At 28.5% G+C, this 26,064-nt stretch carries 22 protein-coding genes and 6 tRNA genes; 5 read left to right on the top strand and 23 right to left on the bottom strand.

Annotated elements, in window-relative coordinates; translation table 11 throughout:
* Positions 1-7: 7 nt before the first annotated feature.
* From CRU95_RS09835 to CRU95_RS09805, 7 genes are all read right to left on the bottom strand, one after another.
* Positions 8-2,785, bottom strand: coding sequence for a DEAD/DEAH box helicase (locus CRU95_RS09835; protein WP_129100964.1), 2,778 nt, complete (start codon positions 2,783-2,785; stop codon positions 8-10).
* Position 2,786: 1 nt separating this feature from the next.
* On the bottom strand, positions 2,787-3,983 hold the full coding sequence (locus CRU95_RS09830) for a glucose-6-phosphate isomerase (RefSeq protein ID WP_129100963.1): 1,197 nt from the start codon (positions 3,981-3,983) through the stop codon (positions 2,787-2,789).
* A gap of 1 nt (position 3,984) precedes the next feature.
* Positions 3,985-4,818, bottom strand: a complete 834-nt coding sequence (galU, locus tag CRU95_RS09825) for a UTP--glucose-1-phosphate uridylyltransferase GalU (RefSeq protein ID WP_129100962.1) — start codon at positions 4,816-4,818, stop codon at positions 3,985-3,987.
* 130 nt (positions 4,819-4,948) lie between these two features.
* Positions 4,949-6,862, bottom strand: a complete 1,914-nt coding sequence (locus CRU95_RS09820; RefSeq protein ID WP_129100961.1) for a methyl-accepting chemotaxis protein — start codon at positions 6,860-6,862, stop codon at positions 4,949-4,951.
* 9 nt (positions 6,863-6,871) lie between these two features.
* Positions 6,872-7,660: a carbonic anhydrase gene (locus tag CRU95_RS09815; RefSeq protein WP_129100960.1), complete on the bottom strand. Its 789-nt coding sequence runs from the start codon at positions 7,658-7,660 to the stop codon at positions 6,872-6,874.
* Positions 7,661-7,734: 74 nt separating this feature from the next.
* Entirely contained in the window at positions 7,735-8,415 is a 681-nt protein-coding gene (locus CRU95_RS09810; protein WP_129100959.1) for a response regulator transcription factor, read from the bottom strand.
* 2 nt (positions 8,416-8,417) lie between these two features.
* Entirely contained in the window at positions 8,418-12,683 is a 4,266-nt protein-coding gene (locus CRU95_RS09805; RefSeq protein ID WP_129100958.1) for a PAS domain-containing hybrid sensor histidine kinase/response regulator, read from the bottom strand.
* Between the two features lie 122 nt (positions 12,684-12,805).
* Here CRU95_RS09805 and CRU95_RS09800 point away from each other — a divergent pair, with 122 nt between their 5' ends.
* Entirely contained in the window at positions 12,806-13,075 is a 270-nt protein-coding gene (locus CRU95_RS09800) for an acylphosphatase (protein ID WP_129100957.1), read from the top strand.
* Between the two features lie 7 nt (positions 13,076-13,082).
* Here the strand turns inward: CRU95_RS09800 and CRU95_RS09795 are convergent, their stop codons facing one another.
* The 10 genes from CRU95_RS09795 to proV all read right to left on the bottom strand — a co-directional run bounded on the left by CRU95_RS09795 (position 13,083) and on the right by proV (position 22,480).
* Complete coding sequence (locus CRU95_RS09795; RefSeq protein WP_129100956.1) at positions 13,083-14,369, bottom strand: aminotransferase class V-fold PLP-dependent enzyme; 1,287 nt, start codon at positions 14,367-14,369, stop codon at positions 13,083-13,085.
* Positions 14,370-14,395: 26 nt separating this feature from the next.
* Entirely contained in the window at positions 14,396-15,031 is a 636-nt protein-coding gene (locus CRU95_RS09790) for an RraA family protein (RefSeq protein WP_129100955.1), read from the bottom strand.
* Between the two features lie 3 nt (positions 15,032-15,034).
* Positions 15,035-16,537, bottom strand: a complete 1,503-nt coding sequence (locus CRU95_RS09785) for a tripartite tricarboxylate transporter permease (RefSeq protein ID WP_129100954.1) — start codon at positions 16,535-16,537, stop codon at positions 15,035-15,037.
* Positions 16,537-17,010, bottom strand: a complete 474-nt coding sequence (locus CRU95_RS09780) for a tripartite tricarboxylate transporter TctB family protein (protein WP_129100953.1) — start codon at positions 17,008-17,010, stop codon at positions 16,537-16,539. Before CRU95_RS09780 ends, CRU95_RS09785 begins: the two co-directional genes overlap by 1 nt.
* Before the next feature lie 62 nt (positions 17,011-17,072).
* Positions 17,073-18,044, bottom strand: coding sequence for a tripartite tricarboxylate transporter substrate binding protein (locus CRU95_RS09775; RefSeq protein WP_129100952.1), 972 nt, complete (start codon positions 18,042-18,044; stop codon positions 17,073-17,075).
* 242 nt (positions 18,045-18,286) lie between these two features.
* Entirely contained in the window at positions 18,287-19,063 is a 777-nt protein-coding gene (locus CRU95_RS09770; protein WP_164969763.1) for an IclR family transcriptional regulator C-terminal domain-containing protein, read from the bottom strand.
* A 111-nt stretch (positions 19,064-19,174) separates the two neighbouring features.
* Positions 19,175-19,251: transfer RNA gene (locus CRU95_RS09765), tRNA-Met, on the bottom strand.
* Positions 19,252-19,372: 121 nt separating this feature from the next.
* On the bottom strand, positions 19,373-20,341 hold the full coding sequence (gene proX / locus CRU95_RS09760) for a glycine betaine/L-proline ABC transporter substrate-binding protein ProX (protein WP_129100950.1): 969 nt from the start codon (positions 20,339-20,341) through the stop codon (positions 19,373-19,375).
* The gene (proW, locus tag CRU95_RS09755; RefSeq protein ID WP_129100949.1) at positions 20,338-21,363 is read right to left on the bottom strand and encodes a glycine betaine/L-proline ABC transporter permease ProW; all 1,026 of its coding nucleotides are present in this window, start codon (positions 21,361-21,363) and stop codon (positions 20,338-20,340) included. Before proW ends, proX begins: the two co-directional genes overlap by 4 nt.
* On the bottom strand, positions 21,356-22,480 hold the full coding sequence (gene proV / locus CRU95_RS09750) for a glycine betaine/L-proline ABC transporter ATP-binding protein ProV (protein WP_258238673.1): 1,125 nt from the start codon (positions 22,478-22,480) through the stop codon (positions 21,356-21,358). The genes proW and proV overlap by 8 nt, the downstream gene beginning before the upstream one ends.
* 334 nt (positions 22,481-22,814) lie before the next feature.
* Between proV and CRU95_RS09745 the strand changes: the two genes are divergently transcribed.
* The gene (locus tag CRU95_RS09745) at positions 22,815-23,174 is read left to right on the top strand and encodes a hypothetical protein (RefSeq protein WP_129100947.1); all 360 of its coding nucleotides are present in this window, start codon (positions 22,815-22,817) and stop codon (positions 23,172-23,174) included.
* Positions 23,175-23,264: 90 nt separating this feature from the next.
* Here the strand turns inward: CRU95_RS09745 and CRU95_RS16610 are convergent, their stop codons facing one another.
* From CRU95_RS16610 to CRU95_RS09720, 6 genes are all read right to left on the bottom strand, one after another.
* Entirely contained in the window at positions 23,265-23,405 is a 141-nt protein-coding gene (locus CRU95_RS16610; RefSeq protein WP_164969762.1) for a hypothetical protein, read from the bottom strand.
* A gap of 69 nt (positions 23,406-23,474) precedes the next feature.
* Positions 23,475-23,551 (bottom strand) — tRNA-Met (locus tag CRU95_RS09740).
* Between the two features lie 97 nt (positions 23,552-23,648).
* Positions 23,649-23,733, bottom strand: a tRNA-Leu gene (locus tag CRU95_RS09735).
* Between the two features lie 59 nt (positions 23,734-23,792).
* Positions 23,793-23,869: transfer RNA gene (locus tag CRU95_RS09730), tRNA-Arg, on the bottom strand.
* Between the two features lie 14 nt (positions 23,870-23,883).
* Positions 23,884-23,960: transfer RNA gene (locus CRU95_RS09725), tRNA-His, on the bottom strand.
* A gap of 12 nt (positions 23,961-23,972) precedes the next feature.
* Positions 23,973-24,050, bottom strand: a tRNA-Pro gene (locus CRU95_RS09720).
* 154 nt (positions 24,051-24,204) lie between these two features.
* On the opposite strand from CRU95_RS09720, the gene CRU95_RS09715 reads away from it, so the two are divergent.
* The 3 genes from CRU95_RS09715 to CRU95_RS09705 are packed head-to-tail and all read left to right on the top strand — an operon-like array spanning position 24,205 to position 26,060.
* Positions 24,205-25,032, top strand: coding sequence for a helix-turn-helix domain-containing protein (locus tag CRU95_RS09715; protein WP_129100946.1), 828 nt, complete (start codon positions 24,205-24,207; stop codon positions 25,030-25,032).
* Between the two features lie 46 nt (positions 25,033-25,078).
* Positions 25,079-25,762 carry an AzlC family ABC transporter permease gene (locus CRU95_RS09710; protein ID WP_129100945.1) on the top strand — a complete coding sequence of 228 codons (684 nt, stop codon included), beginning with the start codon at positions 25,079-25,081 and terminating at the stop codon, positions 25,760-25,762.
* Entirely contained in the window at positions 25,755-26,060 is a 306-nt protein-coding gene (locus CRU95_RS09705) for an AzlD domain-containing protein (protein ID WP_129100944.1), read from the top strand. Before CRU95_RS09710 ends, CRU95_RS09705 begins: the two co-directional genes overlap by 8 nt.
* The last annotated feature ends 4 nt before the right edge of the window (positions 26,061-26,064 follow it).

The raw sequence follows: 26,064 nt of genomic DNA, 5'->3' as shown, positions 1-26,064 counted from the left end.
GTATAATCTACTCTTCTAAAACCTTCGTAAACTCTTCATAAAGTCCATTTTGAACTTCTCTTTCAAGCTCTAAAGTTATATTTATAGGTTTATTACCATCATAAGATTTACTATTACAACGTCCCAGATAAATAAAGGGTTGAACCTTTTTATCTTCATGGGAGATCTTTCTTACAAACAGATGCAACCTTGTTTTGTATTTTATATTTTGAGTTAGCCTTAATCCATCACTTTTATCACTACTCATATTTGGTTTACTAACATAAGTAATCAAATTTTTATCTAAAAAATTGTTTTTATACTTTGAGGACTTAGACATCTTATCTTTTTGTAAAGTTATAAATAAAAAGAAATCGTCCTTATGCTTTAGAAAACCACTTCCTCTAAAGGAAGTATGTATTTTGTCAAGATTACATACTAAAGCTATATTTAGCATGTTGTAATTTTCATGAAGTTTTAAAAATGGTAAACCATAATTCTTTTCTTTGAAAGTTTGTTTGTAAGTTATAATTCCATAATTTAAACTATGTTCCACAAAAGTTTTTGCTTCATTTTTTTCTAATATCTTTTCAAACTCTTTTGTAATAAATAGTTTTTCATCTTTTAAATCTACAAGTTTTAGATATCTTTGCACTTGTAATTTATCAAAGAACTCTTGATTTAGATATCTAAAAGAGTGCTTTATTGTATCCTTAGAAACAAAATCTAACTCTTTATTTAGTAAATCAAAAATCTGTTTTTCATCACAGGATTTATGAGTCAATAAATACTTCAAAATAACAAACTCATAAACTCTTTTTATGGGTAATAAAAACTCAAAAAATCTTATTGCTTTTATAAAATTTTCATCTTGGCATAAAGCTTTTATCTCATCTTTATCTTCAACTTTTTGTAAAAACTCGATATATGATTTTGACTCGGAAATAAAATCAAGTGGAGTAATGTGGTCACTAAAAGCAATATAATCTTCTAGCATAGGAATTTTATTTGAAAGTAGAGATTTAAACTCATAGTACTTTTGTTTTAAATACCTCATAGAATAGAAATTCTCTTTTTCAATTTGTTCCAATACTCTTTTTTTAGATATCTCATCCATGCTAATAAAAGCACGAGCAATATTTGCAAAATCATTTGAAAGTGCAATTTTCAAACTCTCTTTATCTATAATCTTATCACCTAATAATCCAAAGGCTACCATATAAGCTCTATTGTGATTACCAATAAAATCTAAAATAGTCACGAACTCTTTGTTTTTATGTTTTCGTAAACCTCGACCAAGTTGTTGCACAAAGACTATTGAAGAGTTTGTTGGTCGCAAAAAAAGTACACTATTGATTGAGGGAATATCAATTCCTTCATTAAAAATATCCACGCTACAAATCACTTCTAAGTCATGAGTATCATCTTCCAAGTTTTTTATATACTCTTCTCTTTTTTCTATGGAGTCACCACTTGTTAAGCCAATAGACATGATTCCTTTTTTGCTAAACTCTTCAGCCATAAAGTTTGCATGCTCTTTTGAAGCACAAAAAGCTAAAGCTTTTCTTTTCTTACCATCAAAGGAATAAAAATCCATCTTTTCAATAATATAATCGACCCTTTTATTTACCATCAAAGCTTTAGATAACTGTGATATATTTAAAATATCAATATTTTCATAATCAATTGATTCAATATCGCATATTCCATAATAATGAAAAGGTGAGATTAAACTATGCTCCAAAGCATCACTAAGCCTTATATCACAAGCAATATTTTCATCAAAGACTTCATAAATATTTCCCTCATCACTTCTATTTGGAGTAGCTGTAAGTCCTAATAAAAACTTAGGCTCAAAATAATCACAAACTTTTTCATAACTAGGACTTGTGATATGGTGAGCTTCATCAATAATTATATAATCAAACTCCTCTTTTAAAAAGTTCTCATAATTTGAACTAAGCGTTTGAATAGTTGTAAATAAATACTCTTTATCAATCTCTTTTTTATTTCCTGTATATAGACCCATAGTTTTATTTGAAATAATCTTCTCAAAACTATTTTTTGCTTTTATTAAAATATTTTCCCGATGAACTATAAATAAAACTCTTTTAGGCTTATATGCTTTTACATCAAAAGCTGCAAGATAAGTTTTCCCTGTACCAGTTGCTGCAAGCACTAAGGCTTTTGTTTGTTTTTTATCTCTTAGATGTTGTAAGTTATATAAAGTCTCTTCTTGCATACGATTTAGTGTAAAACTGCTTTTATAAGAAAACTCTTCTATTTTGTTTTTATGATAAAAGTTTTCATAATCATTTAGAAATCCACTATCAACTTCAAAACTTTGTTTAAATAAAATATCAAATTCCCTTAATATCTCATTTGCAAAAATATCATCTTTTTTTGAGACTGTTTTTATATTCCATTCCACATTACTTTTAAAAGCACTTGCAGTTATATTTGAAGACCCAAGCAGTATCTTGTAATTATCTGCAAACTCAAAAATATATGCCTTTGTATGGAAACCTTTTTGGAAATGACTTGTATCATATATTTTAAGCTCAATATTTTCATATTCAAGTAGTTTTTCTAAAGCTTTTGGTTGGGTAAAGTTTAGATAAGTGGAAGTTAGGATTTTACCTTTTATTCCATTTTTTTGACAAAACTCTAGACTATCAAGTAAAAGTTGAACTCCAGAGAAGTTTATAAAAGCTACAGAAAAATAGTAGCTTTTACATTCTCTTAAAAGTTTTGTTAAATGGGTATAAAAATTACTATTAGACCCATTTGTAATAAGAGAGTTCACTTTATTTTAGTTTTTCTTTTAAGATGATTTTACCTGTTTCAACACCTGGTTGGTCATAGGTATTTATTTGTACAAATTTTCCTACAATTGAAGTTAATAACTCATATGAAAACATTAGTTTCCCAATATTAAATTCATCTTGTGATTGGATAGTTATCACATCACAAGGGATATCATCTAATGTACCTATTGCTTCAATTGTTGCATCAGCTTGTTTATTTATCAAATCTTTAAATTTAATATCATTTAAATAATCTAACTCTTCCAATCCCTCCAAAGATAAATCAGGAATGGTCATCTCATCTTGAAAATCTTCTATTTTTATAAAGGTAACCGTCTTATCCCTTTTACCCTCAACTATTAGTTGTAAAAAAGAGTGTTGGTCAATTGGTCCCACTAAGCCAATAGGTGTTAAGGCTTGTTTTGTTCCATTTATATTTATCTTTCCTAAACTCTCTCCCCAAAGTTGAACATACCATTTATTAAAACCCTCAAGCAAAAGTGAATAAGAAAATACAACATTTATATTAAATCTATTTTTATTTTCAACCAAAAATCTAGCTTTTTCCATAAGTAAAGAATAATATTCATCTTTAGAAAAAAAGCTATCACTTACTTCTTTACAACCACTTAATAACTCATCTATATCCAAACCCATAATTGCTAATGGTACAAGTCCCACAGTTGAAAATACAGAAAACCTACCACCCACATCTTTTGGGATTTCAAAGGTTTTAATATCCCTAGAGTTTGCAAAAGTTTTTAGCTTACTATCATTTTCTGTTATGCATATGGTATTTTTAGAATCTATATTTATAAGTGTATGTAAATACTTTAAGATACTAACTGTTTCAACTGTTGTTCCTGACTTACTTATTATTATAAAAAGTGCATCATTTAGATTTATTTTACTAATTCTTCTTTGTAAATCTAAAGGGTCAGTAGATTCTAAAAAGTGAAGCTTTTTATCATTTTCTTTGTGTTGTAAAAACTTATGAATAGCAAAAGTTCCTAAAGAACTTCCACCAATTCCTACAACTACTATATCTTTTTGAGTTACACTTTTAGCAAACTCTTTTATATCACTTGTATCTTGATAAGGAAGATTATAATAACCAATATAACCCTTCTCTTTTTCTATTTTTTCAAATATTTCTTTATTTGATTTTATTTGATAAAAGTTTTTATTATATTTCATCTTATTTCGCTTTATTATAAAAATGATTTGTAGCTTCTACAAAACCATCTATACTTCCACAATCAAACCTTTTACCTTTGAACTTATATCCTATTACCATATTCTCTTTTGCTTGTATCATAAGAGAATCAGTGATTTGAAGTTCTCCATTTTTACCTGGTTTTGTATTTTTTATTATTTCATAAATATCAGGTGTTAAAATATATCTTCCAATAATTGCAAGATTTGATGGAGCATCTTTAGGATCTGGTTTTTCTACCATATTGCTTATCATAAAAATACCATCTTCTATCTCTTTACCCTCTATTACTCCATACTTATATGTTTCATCTCTTGGCACTTCTTCAATGGCTACGATTGAGCATTTGTACTTTTCATAAAGCTCTACCATTTGCGCTAAAACTCCACTTCCTTCATGGTCACATAAATCATCTGCAAGTATTACAGCAAAAGGTTCATTGCCTATTAAAGTTTCCCCACCTGTTAAAATAGCATGACCTAAACCTTTCATCTCTATTTGTCTTGTATATGAAAATGTACACTTTTCTATTACACTTCTTATTTCAGTTAAGTAGTGTTCTTTGCTTGTACCTTTTATTTGATGTTCTAACTCATAAGAAATATCAAAATGATCTTCGATAGCTCTTTTACCTCGTCCTGTTACTATTGCCATGGTATCCATACCAGCAGCAATTGCTTCTTCTACTCCATATTGAATAAGTGGTTTAGTAAGTATTGGTAACATCTCTTTAGGTGTTGCTTTTGTAGCAGGTAAAAATCTAGTCCCATATCCAGCAGCTGGAAAAAGACACTTTCTAATAAGTTTTTGTTTCATCTTTTATCTCATTTGTTTATTTATTTTTAAGATTGTAACAAAAAAGGATTTATAAGATACTTGTAATAGGTGTTTCTAGAAAGTTTTAAGATAAATAAGAGAAGTAAAAACTCTCTTATTTATTGTATTTTTAGATGTCTTCTTTTCCAATGAACTCTTTTTCATTGGCATCTTCAATTATTTTGTTAGCAATTGTAGATGTATTATTTGCAACTTCTTGTGCTTCTGCTGCGGCACTTGCATTTGCTTGAGTTTGTTGGTCAAGCTGATTTACCGCATCATTTATTTGTACAATTCCCGTTTGTTGCTCTTTTGATGCTAACTCAATATCTTTTATAATAGCTAATGTTTTATCAACATTTTCATTTAAGCCAGAGTATCCATTTATCATTCTTGTTGCTATTTCTTTACCTTCAGATGCTTTTAATGTAGCATTTTCAACTAAAGATTTTATCTCTTTAGCAGCTTCTGCACTTCTTGATGCTAGATTTCTCACTTCTCCAGCAACAACAGCAAATCCTTTCCCAGCTTCTCCAGCAGTTGCTGCTTCCACTGCTGCATTAAGTGAAAGAATATTTGTTTGAAAAGCAATTTGATCAATTACACTAATTGCATCATTTATTGCACTTACTTGTGCATTTATCTCATCCATCGATGTTGTTGTTTGAGTAGCTAATGATTGACCTTCATTTGCAGAAACTGACAACTCATTTGCATAGTTTGACATCTTAACTACATTTTCAGTATTACTAACAATTGTACTTGTAATCTCTTCCAAAGCAGCAGCTGTTTCTTCTAGTGAAGCTGCAGCTTGATTTGAAGAACTATTTAATGTTGTAATATTACCTAATAGGGCTTGTGCAGAAATATTTAATGATACTCCTGATTTTTTGTTTTCCACTAACATTGTATTTATTATTTCAGCTAATTTTGTCAATCCCACGCTTGTTTTTCCACTACAACCTTCAATTCTATATCTAAAGTCTAACTGTTGGTAGTGATCAAGAGCTACTTGAATCTTATTTAAATCTTCAGAAACATTAGCCGTCAAAACTTTTAACATCTCATTTAAAAGAGATTTCAATTCATTTAAACTCTCATTTGATGTATTTTTTGTTATTTCTTGTTTAAATATTCCACTATTTACTTTTGTAACTATTTTTTTAACTTCCTCAATTAGTTCTCTATCTTCTTCTAATAAATCTCTTGTTCTATTGATATTCTCATTTACTACTTTTGACATAAGACCTATTTCATCATTTGAATTAATTGTTATAGGTTTTACCTCATCACTTTCACGATTAAGATAAGAAAAAAATCCTAATAATCCAGTTTGGAAAGTGTTAATCAAGTTTTTAATATTATTTGCTAAATAAATTCCAAATGTAATCGAAATAATAAATGCTAAAATAGAGATTATCTCTATAGTTAGAGTTACACTATGTTCGTCATCTTTAGCTTTTGCTGTTGCTTTTTTAACTAAATCTTGGATTTGTTTTGTCAAATTTATTACAAACTTGTCCAAGCCAAGAAGCAATTTGTGTAGTTCTTCTTTCTCTTTTTCTATATCTTGAATATTTCCAGATTCTAAGTCATGCACTAATTTTGATATACCGATTTCAAACATTTTTTGTCTTTTCTCAAGTTCTATACACTCTTTTAAAAACTCTTCATATCTTTTTTTGATTTCATCATCACTACTTTTATTTATAGCTTTTGCTGCTATTTCTTCACACTCTTTTATATTTTTTACTGAAACCTTTTCAATTTTTTCTATTTCACCTTTAACTTTTTGGAATTTTTCACTAAATACATCTTCTGAAGCAATTATTAACGCATATGTTAAAACCTCTTCTTTTAAAATACTAGCTTCAATATTTGTAATTACTTTATTTAAAGGAATATGAGATTCTGCTAACTCTTCAATCTCATGTCCCACAGAACTTATCCCAACATATGAACTTACTGAAACTATTAATAAAGAGCTTAATGTTATTGTTATTAATAAAAATATTTTTATTTTTATTTTCATATTCTTAATCATTGTTTTTCCTTACTTTTCTAATACTATTCTCTTATTAAGAGGATAAGTTGGTCTAAAATTTCCATTATATAAATTTTGAAATTGTTCCAATTGTTTTTGTGATAAAGTTATTGGATTTTTCATCACATACCATTCTACGATTTGTGTACAAGGAGGTGTTGTAAGAGAACCTAAATAATGATAATAACCTCTATCTTTTGGTAAAAAGTCATTTGGATTAAGAGTAAACTTATCACTCTCATTTTTAGCTCCAGCATCTTTAGGCATAAATTTTAATACTTTTTGTAGGGAACTATTATATTCACCTAATTTAAAAAATACTCCAATAACCCCTAACTCACCATCTTCTGCTTGATGAACTAAATGTAACTCTAAAGGATAGTATTCTCCATTTACTGTGTGCTCACTTTTTGAGTGAAAATGAAATTGTAAAAGTTTGAATTTTTTACCTTGAAATAATGCAAAACTTTGATTATCAGAATTTACTTGTATAGTATGTCCATTATTTACTATACTAATATCTGTGTCTTTATAATCAAAGAAAAGATTTCCTAAAGAATTTGTAGCAACAGTTGATTCTTTTGTTATATTTATAGGAGATTGTCTTTCACCATTTTCACATCTTTGAAAAGAAGGATTAATTGTCCCCCAAAATTTTGGACCATTCGTACCCTCATAACTCCAATGTGAATCATGTTTTTTATGTGTTTCATTAGAAGCTTTTACTTCACCATTTTCGCTAGCATTTACTGTTAACAAAATCCCACTTACAAGTAGACTAATTACATACTTTTTCATTATAAATCCTTATTTTAAGAATTTGTATTTCTCATAGGAAATACAAGTTATAATGAAAGTATAAAATTAAATAGTCAGGAAGTAGTCAAGATTTTATAGCCTATGCCATAAATATTGTGAATTATATTTTCGGGGATTTTTTTTCTAAGATTTGTTATCATTGTTTTTAGTGTTTGTTTGCTTGGCATGTCATAATCTTCCCAGGCTTCATAAAGAATATCATCATAAGTAACCATAGAACCAACATTTGAAAAAAGATAATTTAATATTTTTCTCTCCGTGGGTGTTAAAGAGATAGCTTGGTCTGATTTCATTAAATTTAAAGTTTTAAAATCCCAGACATACTCTTTATCTAACTGTAAAATATGACTTGAGACTATTTTATATTTTTGCAACTCTTCAACTGCTATGTTTACAGCTTCAAGTAACTCTTCTCTTTTTATTGGCTTTAAAATATATTTTATGAGTTTTAATGAACTTGATTGAAGTAAATAATCTAAGTCTGAATGGGATGTTGTAAATATCACTTTTGTATTTTGATCTTTTTGTCTAATCTTTGAAACCATTTCAATTCCATTCAGAATAGGCATATTTATGTCTGAGATTATTAAAGCAGGAGAATATTTTTCATAGGCTTCATATCCACTTTCCCCATTTTTAGCGATTTTTATATTATACACATCAGTTAATATTTCAGATATTATTTGAATATTTATAGACTCATCATCTACAACTAAAATAGTTAATTTTTCCATCTTTAACCTTTCTTGAGTATATTTTGAATACTTTTTAAATCTTCTATCAAATTTTCATATTCATAATTAGAAAAACTATTATCAACTTTTTCTAATAGATTCTCTTCTATCTTATCTCTTAGAGAATTAATTAGTTCTTCTACTATCGAGTTTTTAATAAAATTATCTTCATTAACATCTTTTATTAACTCTTCTATCATTTTATCAATCTGTTTATTGCTGTGATTTGGTTTATCTTCATTTTTCTTTTTTAAGATATTGACTTCTATAGATTCAAATATTTTTTTCATTTCATTTTTTAAGTTACTTATCAATTCAGATACTTTTGTTGCATCACTTACTTTTTCTATTTCAAAACAAATATCATAAACTTTCATTGCTTGTATATTTCCACTTACCCCTTTTAATTTATGTATAAAGCTATTAAAATCATCACTTTTTAGACTGAAGATTTCAAGTTGTGATTCTATATTACTGTAGTTTTTGTAATATTTTTTTATTAAAGACAAAGCCTCTTTATCATCAAATGACAATATCTCCATCAATTTTCTAAAATTTATTCCATCTATATTATGTAATTTATTGTTATGTATCTTTTTTATATGTGCATCTTTATAAGTTACTTCAAAAAATTCTGTTACTACACCCTCTAATTCTTCTTCTACGATTGGTTTAGGGATATGAGCATTCATACCAGCTTCTTTAGTTAACATCTTATCCTTTTGCATTACAGCTGCACTTAATGCGATAATAGGTATTTTTTTGTCAAACTCTCTAATTCTTTGTGTGGCTTCAAAACCATCAATATTTGGCATTTGCAAGTCCATAAAGATAATATCATAAGAAAAATCTTTAGCACTTTTTATAGCCTCTACTCCATCATTTGCAATATCTATAATAAACCCCAATTTTTCTAAAATTGCTTTTGAAACTATTTGATTAGTCTCATTATCTTCGACCAATAAGGCTCTTTTTTTATTTACCAATACAACTTGTGTTGAGCTTTCTCTATTTTTAATATCTTTATTATTTTTATCAAAAATTGTATTATATAAAGTTGATGGAGTAAAAGGTTTTTCCAGTAATTTTGTAACTTTAAATTCTTGTTTTTCAAAAAGATCTAAAATAAGCTTTTTATTATATGGCGTCACCAAAACAATATAATCTATTTCTTTATTGATATTTTTTAATTTTTCTAAAAATATCAATCGACGAGTAGTTGAAGTATTCCAATTAATAATCAAACAATCTATTTTTTCATTATTGATTATTTCTAAAGCATTCACTTCATTTGACTCAATAATAGAGTCTAATTTCCAGGAATTTAATATATTTTTTATATACTCACTTTCCATTTTATTATCATCAATAATCAAAAATTTGTCATTATTGACAGTTCTATTTTTCTTCTTTTTGTAAAACTCCTTGATATAGTTAAACTTTATCTCAAAATAAAACTTACTTCCAATGCTTTCTTCACTTTCAACCCAAATTTTTCCATGCATAAGCTCAATTAATTGTTTAGTAATAGAAAGTCCCAATCCTGAACCACTATATTTTCTTTTATTTGAAGTATCAAGTTGTTCAAAGGTATTAAAAAGCTTTTTTTGACCTTCTTTATTTATCCCAATACCTGTATCTTCAATACAAAATTTTAAAATAACCTCATCTTCATTTATCTCTTTTATTTCACTTTTTAATGCAACATATCCATTTTCAGTAAACTTTATTGCATTTCCCACAAGATTATTTAATATTTGTGTTAATCGAAGTGAATCTCCAATTATCAATGAAGGGATATTTCCATCTAATACAAAAGTAAATTCTAGTTGTTTTTTATATGTTTCATATCCAAAAAGATTGGAGATATTTTTAAAAATATCTTCTAAATTGAAATCTTGCTCAATAATATCTAGTTTTCCAGCTTCAATTTTTGAATAATCTAAAATATCATTAATAATACTCAATAAGGCATTTGAAGATTTTTTCGCTTTATTTAAATAGTCTCTTTGTAGTGGTTCTAATGGCATATCTAATATAAGAGATATAAGCCCAGTTACTCCACTTATAGGAGTTCTTATTTCGTGGGACATATTTGCCAAAAATTCAGATTTTACTACATTTGCTTTTTCTGCATTTTTTTTAGCGCCTTTTAATTCTTCTAATAATTTATTATTTTCTGTTACATCTATTCCTATAGTAGCAATATAATCCATGCTTCCATCAGCTTTTTGAACAAGCATATTTGACCACTCAAATACTTTTTCTTCGCCATCTTTAGAAATCCAACTATTTTTAAAGTTTTTTACTATCTCACCTTTATTTGCTTTTTTTACTATTTCTAAAACTTTTTGTTCTTTTTCTTTTGTCAAAAATCTTGACCAAAAATATGGCTCGCTAGCTATTTCTTCTTCTGTATATCCAACAAAGTCTTGGGCATATTTATTTATCTTAATCATTCTTCCCTTACTATCAATTACTGCAATAATTGCATTTGCATTATCAATAATAGTTGAAATAAAATCTTTCTCACTAAGAATCTCTTTTTCTAGTTTTTTTTGTTTTGTTATATCCCTTTGGGAAGCATAAAGGTATTCTTCTCCATTTATTTCTATTCCTTTTGCATTGATTTGAACATCAATAATCGAGCCATCTTTTCTTTTATGTTTTGCTTCAAAAGAAGTTGGAAAATCTATTAGCTCTTTTATTCTATTTTTTACCTCTACTTCTAAAATAAAGATATCCCAATCTACAATATTTAATTCCCACATCTCTTCATTTGTATAACCAAGTGATTGGACAAATGATTGACTAAACTCTACAAGATTCCCCTGTTTATCTAAAATATGAATTCCATCTGAGGCATATTCCAATAGTGTTTTATACTTTTTTTCAGATAAATATTGTTCTGTTATATCATAACTACTTCCAACAGATTTTATAAGCTCTGAGTTATGATTAAAATAGTGTTTACCTCTTCTTTGAAGATATTTTATATTACCCTTTTCGGTAATAATTGATTGAGTGATAAAGTATTCCCTTTTTTCATTTATAGAATTTTCTATCTCCTGTTTATATTCGTTTAACATATTTGTAGGAAAATATGTAAAAAGTTTTTCTAAAGTAATAACAGTACTTTTATCTTCTATTTCAAAAATATTATAAAGTTCATCACTAAAAGTAATTTTATTTGTTTTCCAATCAACTTCCCAAAAGCCTACCTTTGCAATATTTGATACTGTTTGTAAATTATTATTAAGTTGTGAGATTTCTTTTAGATTAAATAATCTATCCCCAAATAATTTAATTAAAATTAATGTTAAAAGAAATGTAAGAATAGCTATAGAAGTAGAAATAATAGTATATTTATATGCTAAATTTTTATTTTGTTCTTCTATATACTTTTGTTTTAATTTTAATACTAAGAATAAATTATCAGATATAGATGTCTCTATCTTTTTTGAAACATAAGTGTTAGTTACAATGATTTCATTGCCTAAAATTCTTTTATAATCTTTTGGGTACTCTTGTGAAATATTATACATCCCAGAACTATAAAAACCCCAACTTTTATCTTTTTCATAATGTACTAAAGGAAAGCCTTTTCCATCAAAAAGAATCATATCATATAAGGAAGTATTCATAAAATCATTTAGAAATTCGTTAAAAAAATAGTTTATAATTATAATACCATCAAATTTATTTTTATATTTTACAGGTAAAATTACTCTTAGAGTGGGATTAAATGGAATTTCAATTTCATTATTTTCTATATTTAGATCAATCTTTGGAAACCAGACTTCTTCCAAAGGTTTTGTTTTTGAAGTAATAAAATAATCTCTATTGGCTTTATTTTGGAGTTTTTCATTTGAAACTTTATAAGAAATACTGTTCTGATTATCTCTTTGTACTCTTATTCTTTCTAAACCATTTTTATCAATATATCGAACTTGCATAAACCTTTTGTGGCTTTGAATATATTTTAAAAATATCTCTTCTACTTCATTTTTTGAATTACTATTTTCCAAAAAATCATTGAAGGCTTTTATTTTTCTAAGAAATATTATTAAATGTTTTGATTCATTTAAAAATTCCTGTAAAGTGTGTTCTCTCTCTTTTACTTTTTTTAAAGCAACTCCCATAGCTATTTTTTGAACATTATCTAAAAAAAAGAATTTTTCTACAATAATATTTACAAAAGCTAATATAAAGGAGAATAATATAAATATAAAAAAGAATTCTTTTAATTTATTTGATATTTTTTTCATAACTTAATTTTACCTGATTTTTTTGTAATTTTAAACTCAAGGTTATCTTTATAAGTTAAATAGAAAATATCAATAATAAGGTTATACTCTAAAAACAAAATTCTTGAATAAAGTAAATACTAATGAAAAGCTACAAATTTATAATAAGTGGAAAAGTACAAGGTGTATTTTATAGAAAAAGTGTAACAACTAATGCTAATAGAGCTAAATTTAGTGGTTACATTAAAAACTTAGCCAATGGAGATGTTGAAGCTGCTGTAACTTGTAAAGAGAATAGATTAAATGAATTTATTACAATTTTAAAAAGTGGTAGTCAACATAGTAAAATAAGCCATATAAAGCAAACCTCAATTGGTGCTTTATATACTAATGAATTTCAAATCAAATATTAAGTACCTATTATGATAGTTGAGAAATTTTTCTTGTGATTTTTAAGAACTTTTCTATATCTTTTAAACTATGGCAATGAAGAGGAGAAACTCTTATACTTCCTTTTAAATCAAAGGATTCGAGCATACGAGAAGAAAAAGGACTAGAAATAACTCTTTCAAATGTAATCACCCCTTGTTTTTCATACTCTTTTACTGCTTTTTTAAATCTCAACTTATCAAAACCAATTGCCATGATAAAATCTTTTTTTCTTAAATCTTCACAGTCTAAATAAACTTTTACTCCATTAAGACTTCTTAATCCTTGTGTTTTTGAAGTTCCCTCTAACATAAAATACATTAATGCTCTTTCATGTAGTTTTATACGAGTCATTCCTTCTTCAAAAAGTTCTCTTTTATTTTTACTTTTTAGATAATGTTTACCTATCCAACAAACATAATTAAGTACTTCTGTTAAAGCTGCAAAATGCGATGGAGCAGGACTTCCCAATTCCCAAAAGTCTTCTGGCTTTGCTATTAATTTATCATGTGAGAGTTTTGCTAATCTTTTAGAAGCATATCCCACTCCAAAACCCCTTGGACCAAAAAACTTATAAGGTGCAAAATTTAGACCATCTACAGGTACTTTTTTTATATCAATAATCCCATGTGGTGCATGTTGAACAGCATCTGCTATGATAAAAAGGTCTGGCTTTATTTTTCTACACTCTTTTACTATTTTTTGGGCATCTAATAGGGCTCCTGATATATTTGAAGCATACATAAATACTAAAAGAGAAGTATTCTTATCAATGAGTTTCACTATCTCTTGGACATCTACTCCACCTGTTTTGGGGTTTGTTTTAGCAACTCTTACTTCTTTATTATTTTTATTTGCATAACTTACTACAGCATCATAAGAAGAAGGATGTTCTAAAGCAGTTGTAACAATATTTTTTCCTGCAACATTTTCAATCACTGCTCTTATCATATTAAACATAACAGTTGATGCAGTATATGAGGTAATAATACTTCCTGAATCAAAATTTAACATAGTTTTAATTGACTCATATCCTTTTTCTTGTATTTCCATCAACCATTTTGCAGTTTTATTTCCATGCTCTGGACAATCTGGGTACTCATCGATATATTTAAATACTTTACTGGCAGCTTTTAATCTAAAAGCTCCGCCAGAATTATCAAAGAAAAGTCTTTTTTCTTTTGATTTAGGATCAATATTTATATGTGAAAACTTTTTTCTTATTTTTTTCAATAATTCAATATCAAATAGTTCTCCATTTTTCAAATTATCATTCATAATTATTTACTCCTAAGATTTAACTTTTATTTACTAGTACTTTTTGCTACATTTATAATATCTTGAATCCATGCCATTGAATGAGGTGTTGTATTTATTTCATCCATGACTTTTTCTTCTATTTTTATTCTCTCTTGGACTGCTAATAAAACTGCCTCTAATTCTTCTTGGGGAAAAGTAACAATTCCATCATCATCGGCCACAACAATATCTCCAGGATTTACTATTTGTCCACAAATACTTACTGGAACATTTAAAAAACCAGGTCCAGTTTTAAATGGTCCTTTGTGTGATATTCCTCTAGCATAACATGCCAAAGTTGTAGAAGCATGTAGTTTGTCATAATCTCTGATTGCCCCATCAAGAATAATTCCCACACCACCTAATTTTTCTAATTGTAAAGTTATTAATTCTCCAACAAGAGCATTAGTACAATTATCACCAGATTCTACTACTAAAAAATCACCAGGCTTTACCTTTGTAAGAGCTTCATAAATAGCAAGATTATCAGAGGGTCGCGTCTTTATTGTAAAAGCACGCCCCACAGTTCTAAAACCACTATCTATTCTTTTTAATCCAACAATTCCTGACATTCTCGAACGAGTATCACTAATTAAGGTTGTTGCTATATTTTCTAGTTTTTTTAACTTATCATTATTCATTTATTACTCTTCATTAATTATAGTTTTTTTAGATCTATTTCTAAAATATTTCAATATAGGAGTAATGAGTGTAACAGCAATCATTGCAATAATAATCCATGAAATATAACTTTGAAATAAATACCCGACTGAATCTCTTGATATTAACATCGCTCTTCTCAATGACTCTTCAGCCATTGGTCCAAGAATTACTGCAAGTACAGCAGGTGCAGTTGGTATTGATAATTTTTCCATTATAAATCCAATTAATCCAAAACACAACATTAATCCTACTTCAAACATACTGTTATGTACCGCATATACTCCAATTAAAGTTAATGATAATATCATTGGTGCTAAAAGAGCTGAGGGTAGTTTTAAGACATGAATATAAGCTTTTGCCCCGATTCTACCTATAACAAACATTAAAATAGCCGTTATAAACATAGTAAGCATAAAGCCATATACAATATCACCATTTTCAGTAAATAAATCAGGGCCAGGTCTTAATCCATGAACCAATAAAGCTCCAAGAATAACTGCTGCAACTGCATTTCCTGGAATTCCAAGTGTAATTGCAGGAATTAGTGTAGCTGCTGTATCTGCATTATTTGCACATTCAGCTGCGGCAACACCTTCTGGTGCCCCATTCATATATTTTGATTTATCTTTATCTGAGCGTCTTTGTTCATTCCAAGCTAATAAAGCAGCTACATTTCCACCTAATGCTGGAATAATTCCTATTACAATACCAATAGCAGAAGACTTTAACCAAACCATTGTCAGAGAAAGCCAACGAAAGTTCTCTTTCTTTTGTTCAAGTTTAAGTCCATTGGCATCTGCTGAACTAGATTTTATAGCTAATTCTATTGCTGGAGGAATAGCATAAAGACCTGTTAATATAATAATTATATTAACCCCACCTAACAATTCAGTTGTATCAAATACAAACCTTTGGTCTCCTGTTGTAAAATCAATCCCTACCATACCTACAACTAATCCAAAACAAGCACTTAACAAGCCTTTAACTGGATTATTACTCATCAACACTGAAATAGTTGTCAGTCCAAATAGCGCCAACCAAAAATAATCAGCAGGGCCAAAATTTATAGCAATAGATGCTAATGGTGGAGCTAAAAGTAATAAAGCAATTGCACTAAATCCACTACCTATGGCAGAAGAAGCCAATGAAATATTTAAAGCCAAAGGTCCTCTTCCTTGTTGCGCCATTGGGTAACCATCAAATACAGTTGCAACACCCGCTGGAGTTCCAGGAATTCTTAACAAAATTGCAGGAATAGAACCACCATACATGGCACCATTATAAATACCTGCAATCATTCCTAATGCAGTCAAAGGATGCATTGTAAATGTAATAGGAATAAGTACCGCAATCCCCATTGTCGCAGAAAGTCCTGGTAATGCCCCTACTGCAATCCCAATAGTTGTACCAACAATCATTGCTATAAAAACTTCTACTGTAAATACTAATGGAATAGCTGCAATAATATGATTTAAAATATCCATTATGAAGCCCCCAATAATTTATTCCAAATCTCAAGAGGAAGAGGAACTTTTAAAAATAAACTAAATACAATAAATATAATTGCAGTAAATAAAACTGTTGTGACAGCAATTCCCACCAAACTTCTATATCCCATACTTATAGATATAATTGGTATGGCAATAATTGTTGCTGTAAAAAATCCAATTAAGGTAATACCAATTACATATATTAAAGTAATACAAAAAAATACAAAAAATCTTTTACTTTCAATACTACCTTCAAATACATCTTTTTCTAATACTTGAGTTTTTCTTAATTCTAAAATTGATTGAATAAACCAAAATAACGAAAGCACACCTGCTATAGTTAATACACCATAAGGCATAATTGATGATGTTCCACTATAAGTACTTACTTCAAATATTAATCCCGCTAAGCATATTCCTACCAAACTTATTGATATAATAATTTCTAAATAAATTTTCTTTATCATTTCCCTTCCCCTAAATTTAAAGTAATAATAGAAGATATTAAATATCTTCTATTGTAAAAAAACTATTTTTTGGCCCAAGGGGTTTCATCCCAAATTTTTTGAAAGTTTTTTTCTGATTTTTCTAAATGCTCTGTAAACTCTTTAGCTGACATATATGTTAAAGGAAGACTTTGTTTTTTTGCTTTCTCTTGAAATTCTGGATCAGCTATTGCTTTAGCAACAGCATCAGAAATTGTTGAAACAATTTTTGGATCTATTCCTGCTGGTGCACCTATACCTCTATCTGAACCCATAATTATGTCAAATCCTTGTTCTTTAAAAGTAGGAATTTGAGGTGCTCCTGACCATCTTTTTTCTGACATTTGTCCAAAGATTGTTATTTTCCCATCTTTAAAGTCATCAATTGACTGGCTTATATTCATACTTGCCATCATGATATGTCCACCTAATAATGCAGCTCTTACTTTGTTATTACCTTTATATGGAATATGAGTCATTACAATTCCATTTTGTCTTTCAAATTGTAAAGCTGCTAAGTGATCATCTGAACCTATTCCTGTAGTTCCATAAGTTACAGCACCTGGATTTTCTTTTGCAAAGGCAATAAGATCTTTTAAAGTCTTAATCTTACTAGTTGCAAGCATAGAAAAAGCACCTGGATCATACACAACATTAGCAACTGGTGCTAAATCTTTTAAAGAATATTTAGTTTTTCTTTGAATTGGGATTGTTAATACATTTGGTGTATTAATAAAACCAATTGTATAACCATCAGGTTTTGAATGAGCAAGTTCTGTAAAACCAATTTGTCCCCCAGCCCCTGCTTTATTTATAACAGTGATTGATGTTCCAATATATTTTTCAATATATGGGGCAAGTGTTCTTGCTGCTATATCAGTACCACCCCCAGCACTATAAGCAACAATCATTGTAATTGGTCTATCTGGATACTTTGCCAGAGCAGCAGTTGCAGTTAATGCTAAAAAAGCAGCTGCACTTATTATTATTTTTAATAAATAATCAAATTTTCTCATTTTCACTCCTTTATTGTGATTAGAAACTATAACATTGGCAAAATAAAAGTTCGCTTAATTTATAAAAGTTCGATAAATGAACATTTTAAAAAAGAAAAATAGATTTTTGTCTCTAAAATCACCTATATATAGTGCTTTATAAATTTATCTAAAAATATAAGAAAAATAGATTTTATAAATATATTAAAATATTTACAAAAGAAAGTAGAATAAAATGTATTAAAAGGATTATAAATTGAATTTTAGTGTTTTAAAAGTACTATTGCTTCAGTAGCATTATTTGCTGCATCAATTAACATAGGTAATACATACTCTTTTAAGTATTTAGCATTTTCCTCACTCATATAAGTACCAATAGTCATACAGCCAAGAATTTTATGGTGAGAGTCATAAATTGGAGCAGCAATAGCTAAAAGGCCATCTTCTAACTCTTCTTCTATTACTTGATAGGGTTGATTTCTTTCTGATTTGATTTTTTCAAAAAGTTTATTAGGATCTGTGATTGTTTTGGAAGTGTATTTTCTTAGAGGAGTTTTTGAAATATACTCATATAGTTCGTTATCATCCATCTCTGCCATAAATAATCTTCCTGTTGCAGTGTATGGTGCAGGTAATTTACCACCTACATGAATACCACCTTTTAAAATTTTAGAAGAATTTACTCTCATAATACAAGTAATATTTTCTCCATCTAAAATAGAAACTGCACAAGACAATTTGCACTCTTTTACGACCATTTTTACATATTTATAGGCTAAGTCTGTCCATGATAATGAAGCAAAATAACTATAACCTAAATTTATGATTTTAGGAGTAAGAGAAAAAAGTTTATCATTTTGAGTTGCATAACCTAAAGATTCAAGAGAAAGTAAAAATCTTCTTGCGCTTGAACGAGTAATATTAACTTTTTTTGCAACATCAGTTAGTGTCATGCTAGGATTTTCGTGGTCAAAGGCTTCAATAACACTAAGTCCTTTTAAGAAGGTTGTAGCTATGTCTTTATTGATTTCATTTTCCAACATAATATCCTATATAATAATATAATTTCTTTGAAATGTTATTATAGTTGAAAAGACCTTTAAAAAATAAGTTAATAGAATTATTAGTTGATATAGATATGTTTAAGTGATTGGTTGCGGAAGCAGGATTTGAACCTACGACCTTCGGGTTATGAGCCCGACGAGCTACCGGACTGCTCTATTCCGCGGTATGTAAATTGAAGTGCTTTTCTAAACTTTTTTCAGTGTATTACAAACAAACCAAATAGGAACTTAACTTTATTATCATTCCTATAATATATTTTTTATAGGAATGATATTTTCTACAAATTATTTAGCTTTTTTAGCTTCTGCTACCCAGCTATTTATTTTGTCAGCATTACTTTTAAGCCACATTTGAGCATGTCTTTTAATATCAGCTTCTTTATTTTGACCTTGTGCCATAAGCATATTCTCACCACTTACATCATTTACATCTAATTTCATTATTTCTAATAATTTAGCAATATCTTTATGTTCTTTAAGTAAAGATGCATTTGCTGCAAATTTTTGAGTATTTACATTAAATCCATAATCAGCACCATTTGGAAGCTTTGTAGATTTTGTTACAGGATGAGCTGAATGAGTTACTTGTAAAAATACAGTATCTTTACCAGGAACTAATTTCCCACTTACCCAATATGGAGTCCAAGTATAATATAAAATTGGTTTTCCACTTTTATATCTTGCTATTGTATCTGTTATGATTGAAGCATATTGCCCTTGATTATGTGTGATTGTATCTCTTAATTTATATGCATCTAATTGGTACTCAATTACTTTTTCACAACCCCAACCAGCATCACACCCTGATAAATCAGCTTTTCCATCACCATTTGAATCAAATAGTTTTGCTATTTTGGGATCTTTTAAATCATTGATATATTTGATATTGTATTTATCTGCTGTTTTTTTATCTATTAAATAACCTTGAGCACAATTTCTAATATATGCTCCAATAACAGCAATTTTTTCACTTCCTCCAGCACCTTTTATTTTTTCATCATGAAGGGGAACCCATGCTGCTGCCATAATATAAGCATCTTTATTTTTTGCATTTTGAGCAATTGTTTGATAAGCAACTTCATAACTAACATCATTTGTAATTTCTACATCATAACCTAATTTTTTTACTGCATCAGCAGCAATATACATTTGAAAACCTTCTTCTGCAATACTTGTCTTTAAAAATGTAACTTTAGCACCAAACAAACTTGATGTTAAAAAAATAGCCATTAAACTAATTAATATTTTCTTCATATCTTTTTCTCCTTATTTATTAAATTATAAACTAAACCAACTGGTCCTTGTTCATACCATTTATTTTTTTTCTTTTTATCTTTTTTACCCATTTCTTGAGTTATTCTATCTAGTATTACTGCTAGGATAACTATTCCTATACCACCAACAGCTGCAAGACCAATATCAAGTCTTCCAATACCTCTTAGAACCATTTGACCTAATCCTCCAACTGCAATCATAGAAGCAATTACAACCATAGATAATGAAAGCATTAAAGTCTGATTAACTCCTGCCATAATAGTAGGCATAGCAACTGGAAGTTGTACTTTAAAAAGCATTTGAGACGAACTTGCCCCAAATGATCTAGAAGCTTCAATCAAATCAGCTGGCACTTGTCTAATTCCTAAATTTGTAAGTCTAATAAGTGGTGGTAAAGCAAAAATAATAGTTACTATTACACCTGGAACATTTCCTATTCCAAATAACATAACAATAGGTATTAAATATACAAAGGCAGGTGTTGTCTGCATACCATCTAAAATAGGTCTTAATATTTTTTCTACCATATCACTTTTTGCACTCCATATTCCAAGTGGTAAGCCAATGAGAACTGAAAATAATACTGAAGTAATAACCAATGCCAAAGTAGTCATACTAGCATCCCAAGCCCCAATAAACCCTATAAATGCAAGTGAAAGAAAAGTTCCAAGTGCCATTTTTTTACTAGATACTTGTAAAGCTAATAAAACAAAAAATCCAATCACTACATAAGGTGAAAGAGATTGTAAAAAAGTTTCTATAAATCTCAAAATCACATCAACGGGTGCTTTTGCAGATAAAAAGAATTCTCTAAAGTTCTCTACTGTCCAATTAATCCCATCATTTACCCAAGAATCAAAAGGAATAATACTATGGTCAAATGGATTTCTTACATCAAAAGATGGAAGGGGAGTTGAGTCAGGGGCAACATGCGACCAATCAACACTCGATGCTTTATCTGCTTGTGCCGTTGAGGCATTTCCCCATGGATCATTAGCCATTTATTGCTCCTTCATCAATTGTTTTTAATAGAGTTCGTTTTGAAATGACCCCTTTATATTTGCCATTCTCAGCAATAACTGCAAGAGGAAAAGCCGATTCTGCAATAATATTTATAAAATCTGAAATAGAATCATTTTCATTTACAACTTCTTGTTTTATCAAAGAGTCTTCAAGATTTCCATTTATTTTTTTCTGTTCTTTTAAAGCTTCAAGAGTAAGTATTCCTAAGTATTTATTATCTTTTGTAAGATAATATGCAAAATCAAAATCATAATCATTTATATATTGAATTGCAGAGTTAATTCCAAAACCATCTTTTTTTATAATTGTAGGATAACTTTTTTTAGCGATATGTGATGCAGTTAAAACTGTTGTCACATCAACGCCTTTAAAGAATGATTTTACATAATCGTTTGCAGGGTTATTAATAATCTCTTCAGGTGTTCCCACTTGAGATATCTCACCATTTTGCATGATTGCAATTCTATCACCGATTCTAATTGCTTCATCTAAATCATGGGAAATAAAGACAATCGTTCTTTGGTGTTCACTTTGTAGCGTTAGAAGTTCATCTTGCATCTCAGTTCTTATAAGTGGGTCAAGGGCTGAAAAAGCTTCATCCATTAGCATAATATCTGGATCATTTGCTAAACCTCTTGCTAAACCAACTCTTTGTTGCATACCACCACTTAACTCATCAGGATAAGATAAAGCATGATGTGATAATCCAACTTGATCTAATGCTGCTTGTGCTTTTTTGTATCTATCTTCTTTACTAATTCCACTTAATTCTAGCCCAAATGACGCATTATCTATAATGTTCATATGTGGCATTAGTGCAAAAGATTGGAATACCATTGATATTTTATTTCGTCGTATATCAATCAATTCTTTGTCATTTAAATTTGTTATGTCAGTTTCATCAATGAATATCTGACCTGAAGTTGGCTCAATAAGTCTATTTAAAAGTCTTACTAGTGTTGATTTTCCTGAACCTGATAGTCCCATGATTACAAATATTTCGCCTTCATTGATTTCAAAACTTGCATCTTGAACACCAATAGTCATATTTGTTTTTTCAAAAATCTCTTCTTTTGAAAGACCATTTTTGAGCATTTCTAGTGCTTTTTTAGGTTTATCTCCAAAAACCTTGAATACATTTTTTATCGTGAGTTTTTTCTTTTTTTCTAAACTAATAACTAGCTCCTTTTAAAAATAATTGTCACCTACCCTAACAAACTAACAAAAACTAGGTTAAGCTACAATAAGACGGGGTTCTGTTAAGAAAATTATTTGTATAGCTAATACCCATGATAAAGGCTATACAGTAAATTTCAAAATTTCTTTTATTTTCTGATAATATATCTTGTATAATTAATAAACAAGTCAATTTGATATAAATAAAAGAATCAAATAGTATAATTCAAAAATCAAATATAAAGGATATTTTATGAATAAAATAGTATTAAAATCAAATGAAAACAAAAAATTTAGTTTATATTGCCCTTTTACAAATGAAAAACTTGATAATGATAATAACTCTTTTGAAATATACGAAGGTGCAGGAAATTATTTATTTTCAATGTGTGAAGATTGTTTATTTTTTGATGCAGGAAATAATGATGAAATAGAAAAATATTGGAAAAACTCAGCAATAGAAGCAGTGGAAAAGTTTGTTGAGAATCACTCTGATGAAAATATCTTAATAATCGAAGTAAGTGATAAAAATGATACTTATTATTATGGCTTTTTAAATGAAGAGAATATAGAACTAAGTTTTGATGAGATTGAAAAAAGATTTATTAAATAACTATACAAAGTAATTAAATACTATTAGTTTAATGATTATTTATCATTGAACCAATGTACATAATTAATTTACATTTGAATTAGTATTTTTTTACTTTGAGGGGTTTAATTTTGAAGCAGTAGATATTTTTATTCCAGCTTTGCTACAAGCATCTTTTATGTTTTCATTATTTTGTATTAATCTAATAAAAACTTCAACTTTATCTGTTAATTTTATGTTCGTTATTGACATGTATTCCTTTCATTTTTTATTTAATTTTAAAAATCTAAATTAGGGTATTAAATCTTTGTATTATTGTTTTGGTTGCGGAAGCAGGATTTGAACCTACGACCTTCGGGTTATGAGCCCGACGAGCTACCGGACTGCTCTATTCCGCGCTAAGTAAATATTATATAAAGTAAAATAAGATTAAAGTCCCAAAGGAGTATTTAAAAATTAAAGAGCTTATAAATATTGAATTTATTTTAAAGTAGATGGTGCGGATGAAAGGACTTGAACCTTCACACCTTGCGGCACCAGATCCTAAGTCTGGCGTGTATACCAATTTCACCACATCCGCGCACATAAGCGTCTAAATAAGACAAAAAAGATTTATGTTAATTTAACAAAAATCAAAAGTGGTACTCCCTAATGGATTCGAACCATTGGCCTACGCCTTAGAAGGGCGTTGCTCTATCCAGCTGAGCTAAGGAAGCACTTAAAAATAAAATGGGGTAAGTAATGGGGCTCGAACCCACGACCCTCTGAACCACAACCAGATGCTCTAACCAACTGAGCTATACCTACCAATTTAAAAAATGGTCGGGGCGAGAGGATTCGAACCTCCGGCCCCCTGGTCCCAAACCAGGTGCGCTAACCAGACTGCGCTACGCCCCGAAACAATACTAATCTTTCGAAAAGTGGACGGAATTATATTAAGTTTTTGAACATTTGTCAAGTCTTTTTTGCCAAAATCTATAAATTTTAAAAAATTCTTTATTTTAGCAATCTCATACAATACATAAAATAGTATAATTGATATAATAATGACATGGATAATATATCAAACTTAGTGCATAATGTAAAGTATACAAAGCCAAATAAAGAAAAAGAAATTTTTCTTTATGAAGGTGATTATAATAACTTCTCTTTTGAGAAACACATTCATGAAGAATATACTATTACCTTAATAGAAAGAGGTAATATGGGTGCATTTTTAAGAGGATTTAACCACAAGTTTGACAAATCATCTATTATTACTATAAACCCAGATGAAGTACACTCTTGTGGCATATTATCAAAAGAGGGATTTAAACACCATTCTTTATATATATCTACTGATATAATGAATAATATATTAAAAGAAAACTTTAATAATAATCTACTCTCATTTAAAAATTTTCAGTTTTCAAATGAAATCATTTATCAAAAGTTACATCCACTAATGAATTATAACTCTTCTTTATTCTCAAAATTATCTTGGGAATGTGAACTAATTGATGCAATAAATTCTATTTTGAAAATAAATACAAAAGTTTCAAATGAAATTATATTACCCAACAACTACAAATTAATACAGTATGCTAAAGAATTTATAAATGACAATTACAATCAAAACTTTACTTTAGATGACTTTGCAAAAGAATTTCATATATCAAAATACCATTTTCTTAGACTCTTTAAAAAACACACCTTTGTCTCTCCTCACACATATTTGATGATTAGAAGAGTTGAAAAGGCAAAACAGTTTTTGAGAAATAATACTAATATAAGTGAAATAGCATATTTGTGTGGCTTTACAGACCAAAGTCATTTAAATAAAAAGTTTAAACTACTAACAGGAACAACCCCCGGAGAGTATAAAAACTTTTTTCTTTAGCAACCTTGTACTATACACTTCTTTTCTTTTTTTATAAAATCCAAAAATGAAAAATAATATGAAAAATGGATTTTTATCAAACCTACCAATTAGTTTGAGTGTATTTAGTTATGGTATTGTATTGGGAATTATTTGTAATACAAAAAGTATAGACTATATACAATTAATGTTAATGAATATTTTTATATTTGCAGGCTCTTCTCAGTTTGTAATTGTAGACATGCTTTCAAATAATTTGAGTTTAACAACAATTGTAGGAACAGCAATCCTTATAAATATGAGATACTTTCTAATAGGTACAACTTTAGACAAGCTCTTTTTAAATAGTACAATTAAACAAAAACTTTTAATAATGCATTTTGTTACTGATGAATCATGGGCAATAACTATGAAAAATATAAAAGATAAAAATATTACTGTTTATTTTCTTTTAGGTGGTGGCTTATGTATTTTTTTATCATGGATTTTAGGAACATCTATTGGATACTTTTTTGCTCAGTTAATAATTGACCCAAAAAATTATGGCCTAGATTTTGCTTTTTATGCAATGTTTATTGCTATTTTAACAACAATGTATAAATCAAAAAAGGATCTTTTTACTTTTTTTTTCACAGCACTTATTGCAATAATACTTGAAAAATTATTAGACAATAGTATATATATTTTAATATCAGCGATTTTAGGTTCTTTCTTCTCTTTGATTATTAATAAAAGGGTAGAAAATGAGTGATTCTAATATACTATTAATTATATTTGCTGTGGCTATTGGAACTTACTTTCTAAGAGTTTCGGGGCTATTATTATCAACAAGATTAAAGAAATTTAAATATGTAGATTCTCTTTTAGAATCAATTCCTGCAACACTGCTTATTGCTCTTATTATTCCACCTATTCTTAAAGAGGGAATTGTAGGAATTATTGCTAGTTTATTCGTAATAGGAGTGATGATTAAATCAAAAAATATCTTTTTATCTATGAGTATTGGAGTTTTTATAATCTATTTAAATAGAAGTAACCTCCTTTTTTAGGAGG

It is taken from the genome of Arcobacter sp. F2176 (assembly GCF_004116465.1).
Lineage (GTDB): Bacteria > Campylobacterota > Campylobacteria > Campylobacterales > Arcobacteraceae > Arcobacter > Arcobacter siniprincipis.
Note: the sequence above shows the minus strand (reverse complement) of the source record. Positions and strands in the feature narration are given on the sequence as shown.

Bases quoted from the DNA above. Each gene is read 5' to 3' on its own strand.
- CRU95_RS09830 (WP_129100963.1), bottom strand. From the start codon at position 3,983: ATGAAATATAATAAAAACTTTTATCAAATAAAATCAAATAAAGAAATA.
- galU (WP_129100962.1), bottom strand. From the start codon at position 4,818: ATGAAACAAAAACTTATTAGAAAGTGTCTTTTTCCAGCTGCTGGATAT.
- CRU95_RS09820 (WP_129100961.1), bottom strand. From the start codon at position 6,862: ATGATTAAGAATATGAAAATAAAAATAAAAATATTTTTATTAATAACA.
- CRU95_RS09815 (WP_129100960.1), bottom strand. From the start codon at position 7,660: ATGAAAAAGTATGTAATTAGTCTACTTGTAAGTGGGATTTTGTTAACA.
- CRU95_RS09810 (WP_129100959.1), bottom strand. From the start codon at position 8,415: ATGGAAAAATTAACTATTTTAGTTGTAGATGATGAGTCTATAAATATT.
- CRU95_RS09805 (WP_129100958.1), bottom strand. From the start codon at position 12,683: ATGAAAAAAATATCAAATAAATTAAAAGAATTCTTTTTTATATTTATA.
- CRU95_RS09800 (WP_129100957.1), top strand. From the start codon at position 12,806: ATGAAAAGCTACAAATTTATAATAAGTGGAAAAGTACAAGGTGTATTT.
- CRU95_RS09795 (WP_129100956.1), bottom strand. From the start codon at position 14,369: ATGAATGATAATTTGAAAAATGGAGAACTATTTGATATTGAATTATTG.
- CRU95_RS09790 (WP_129100955.1), bottom strand. From the start codon at position 15,031: ATGAATAATGATAAGTTAAAAAAACTAGAAAATATAGCAACAACCTTA.
- CRU95_RS09785 (WP_129100954.1), bottom strand. From the start codon at position 16,537: ATGGATATTTTAAATCATATTATTGCAGCTATTCCATTAGTATTTACA.
- CRU95_RS09780 (WP_129100953.1), bottom strand. From the start codon at position 17,010: ATGATAAAGAAAATTTATTTAGAAATTATTATATCAATAAGTTTGGTA.
- CRU95_RS09775 (WP_129100952.1), bottom strand. From the start codon at position 18,044: ATGAGAAAATTTGATTATTTATTAAAAATAATAATAAGTGCAGCTGCT.
- proX (WP_129100950.1), bottom strand. From the start codon at position 20,341: ATGAAGAAAATATTAATTAGTTTAATGGCTATTTTTTTAACATCAAGT.
- proW (WP_129100949.1), bottom strand. From the start codon at position 21,363: ATGGCTAATGATCCATGGGGAAATGCCTCAACGGCACAAGCAGATAAA.
- proV (WP_258238673.1), bottom strand. From the start codon at position 22,480: ATGCTCAAAAATGGTCTTTCAAAAGAAGAGATTTTTGAAAAAACAAAT.
- CRU95_RS09745 (WP_129100947.1), top strand. From the start codon at position 22,815: ATGAATAAAATAGTATTAAAATCAAATGAAAACAAAAAATTTAGTTTA.
- CRU95_RS16610 (WP_164969762.1), bottom strand. From the start codon at position 23,405: ATGTCAATAACGAACATAAAATTAACAGATAAAGTTGAAGTTTTTATT.
- CRU95_RS09715 (WP_129100946.1), top strand. From the start codon at position 24,205: ATGGATAATATATCAAACTTAGTGCATAATGTAAAGTATACAAAGCCA.
- CRU95_RS09710 (WP_129100945.1), top strand. From the start codon at position 25,079: ATGAAAAATAATATGAAAAATGGATTTTTATCAAACCTACCAATTAGT.
- CRU95_RS09705 (WP_129100944.1), top strand. From the start codon at position 25,755: ATGAGTGATTCTAATATACTATTAATTATATTTGCTGTGGCTATTGGA.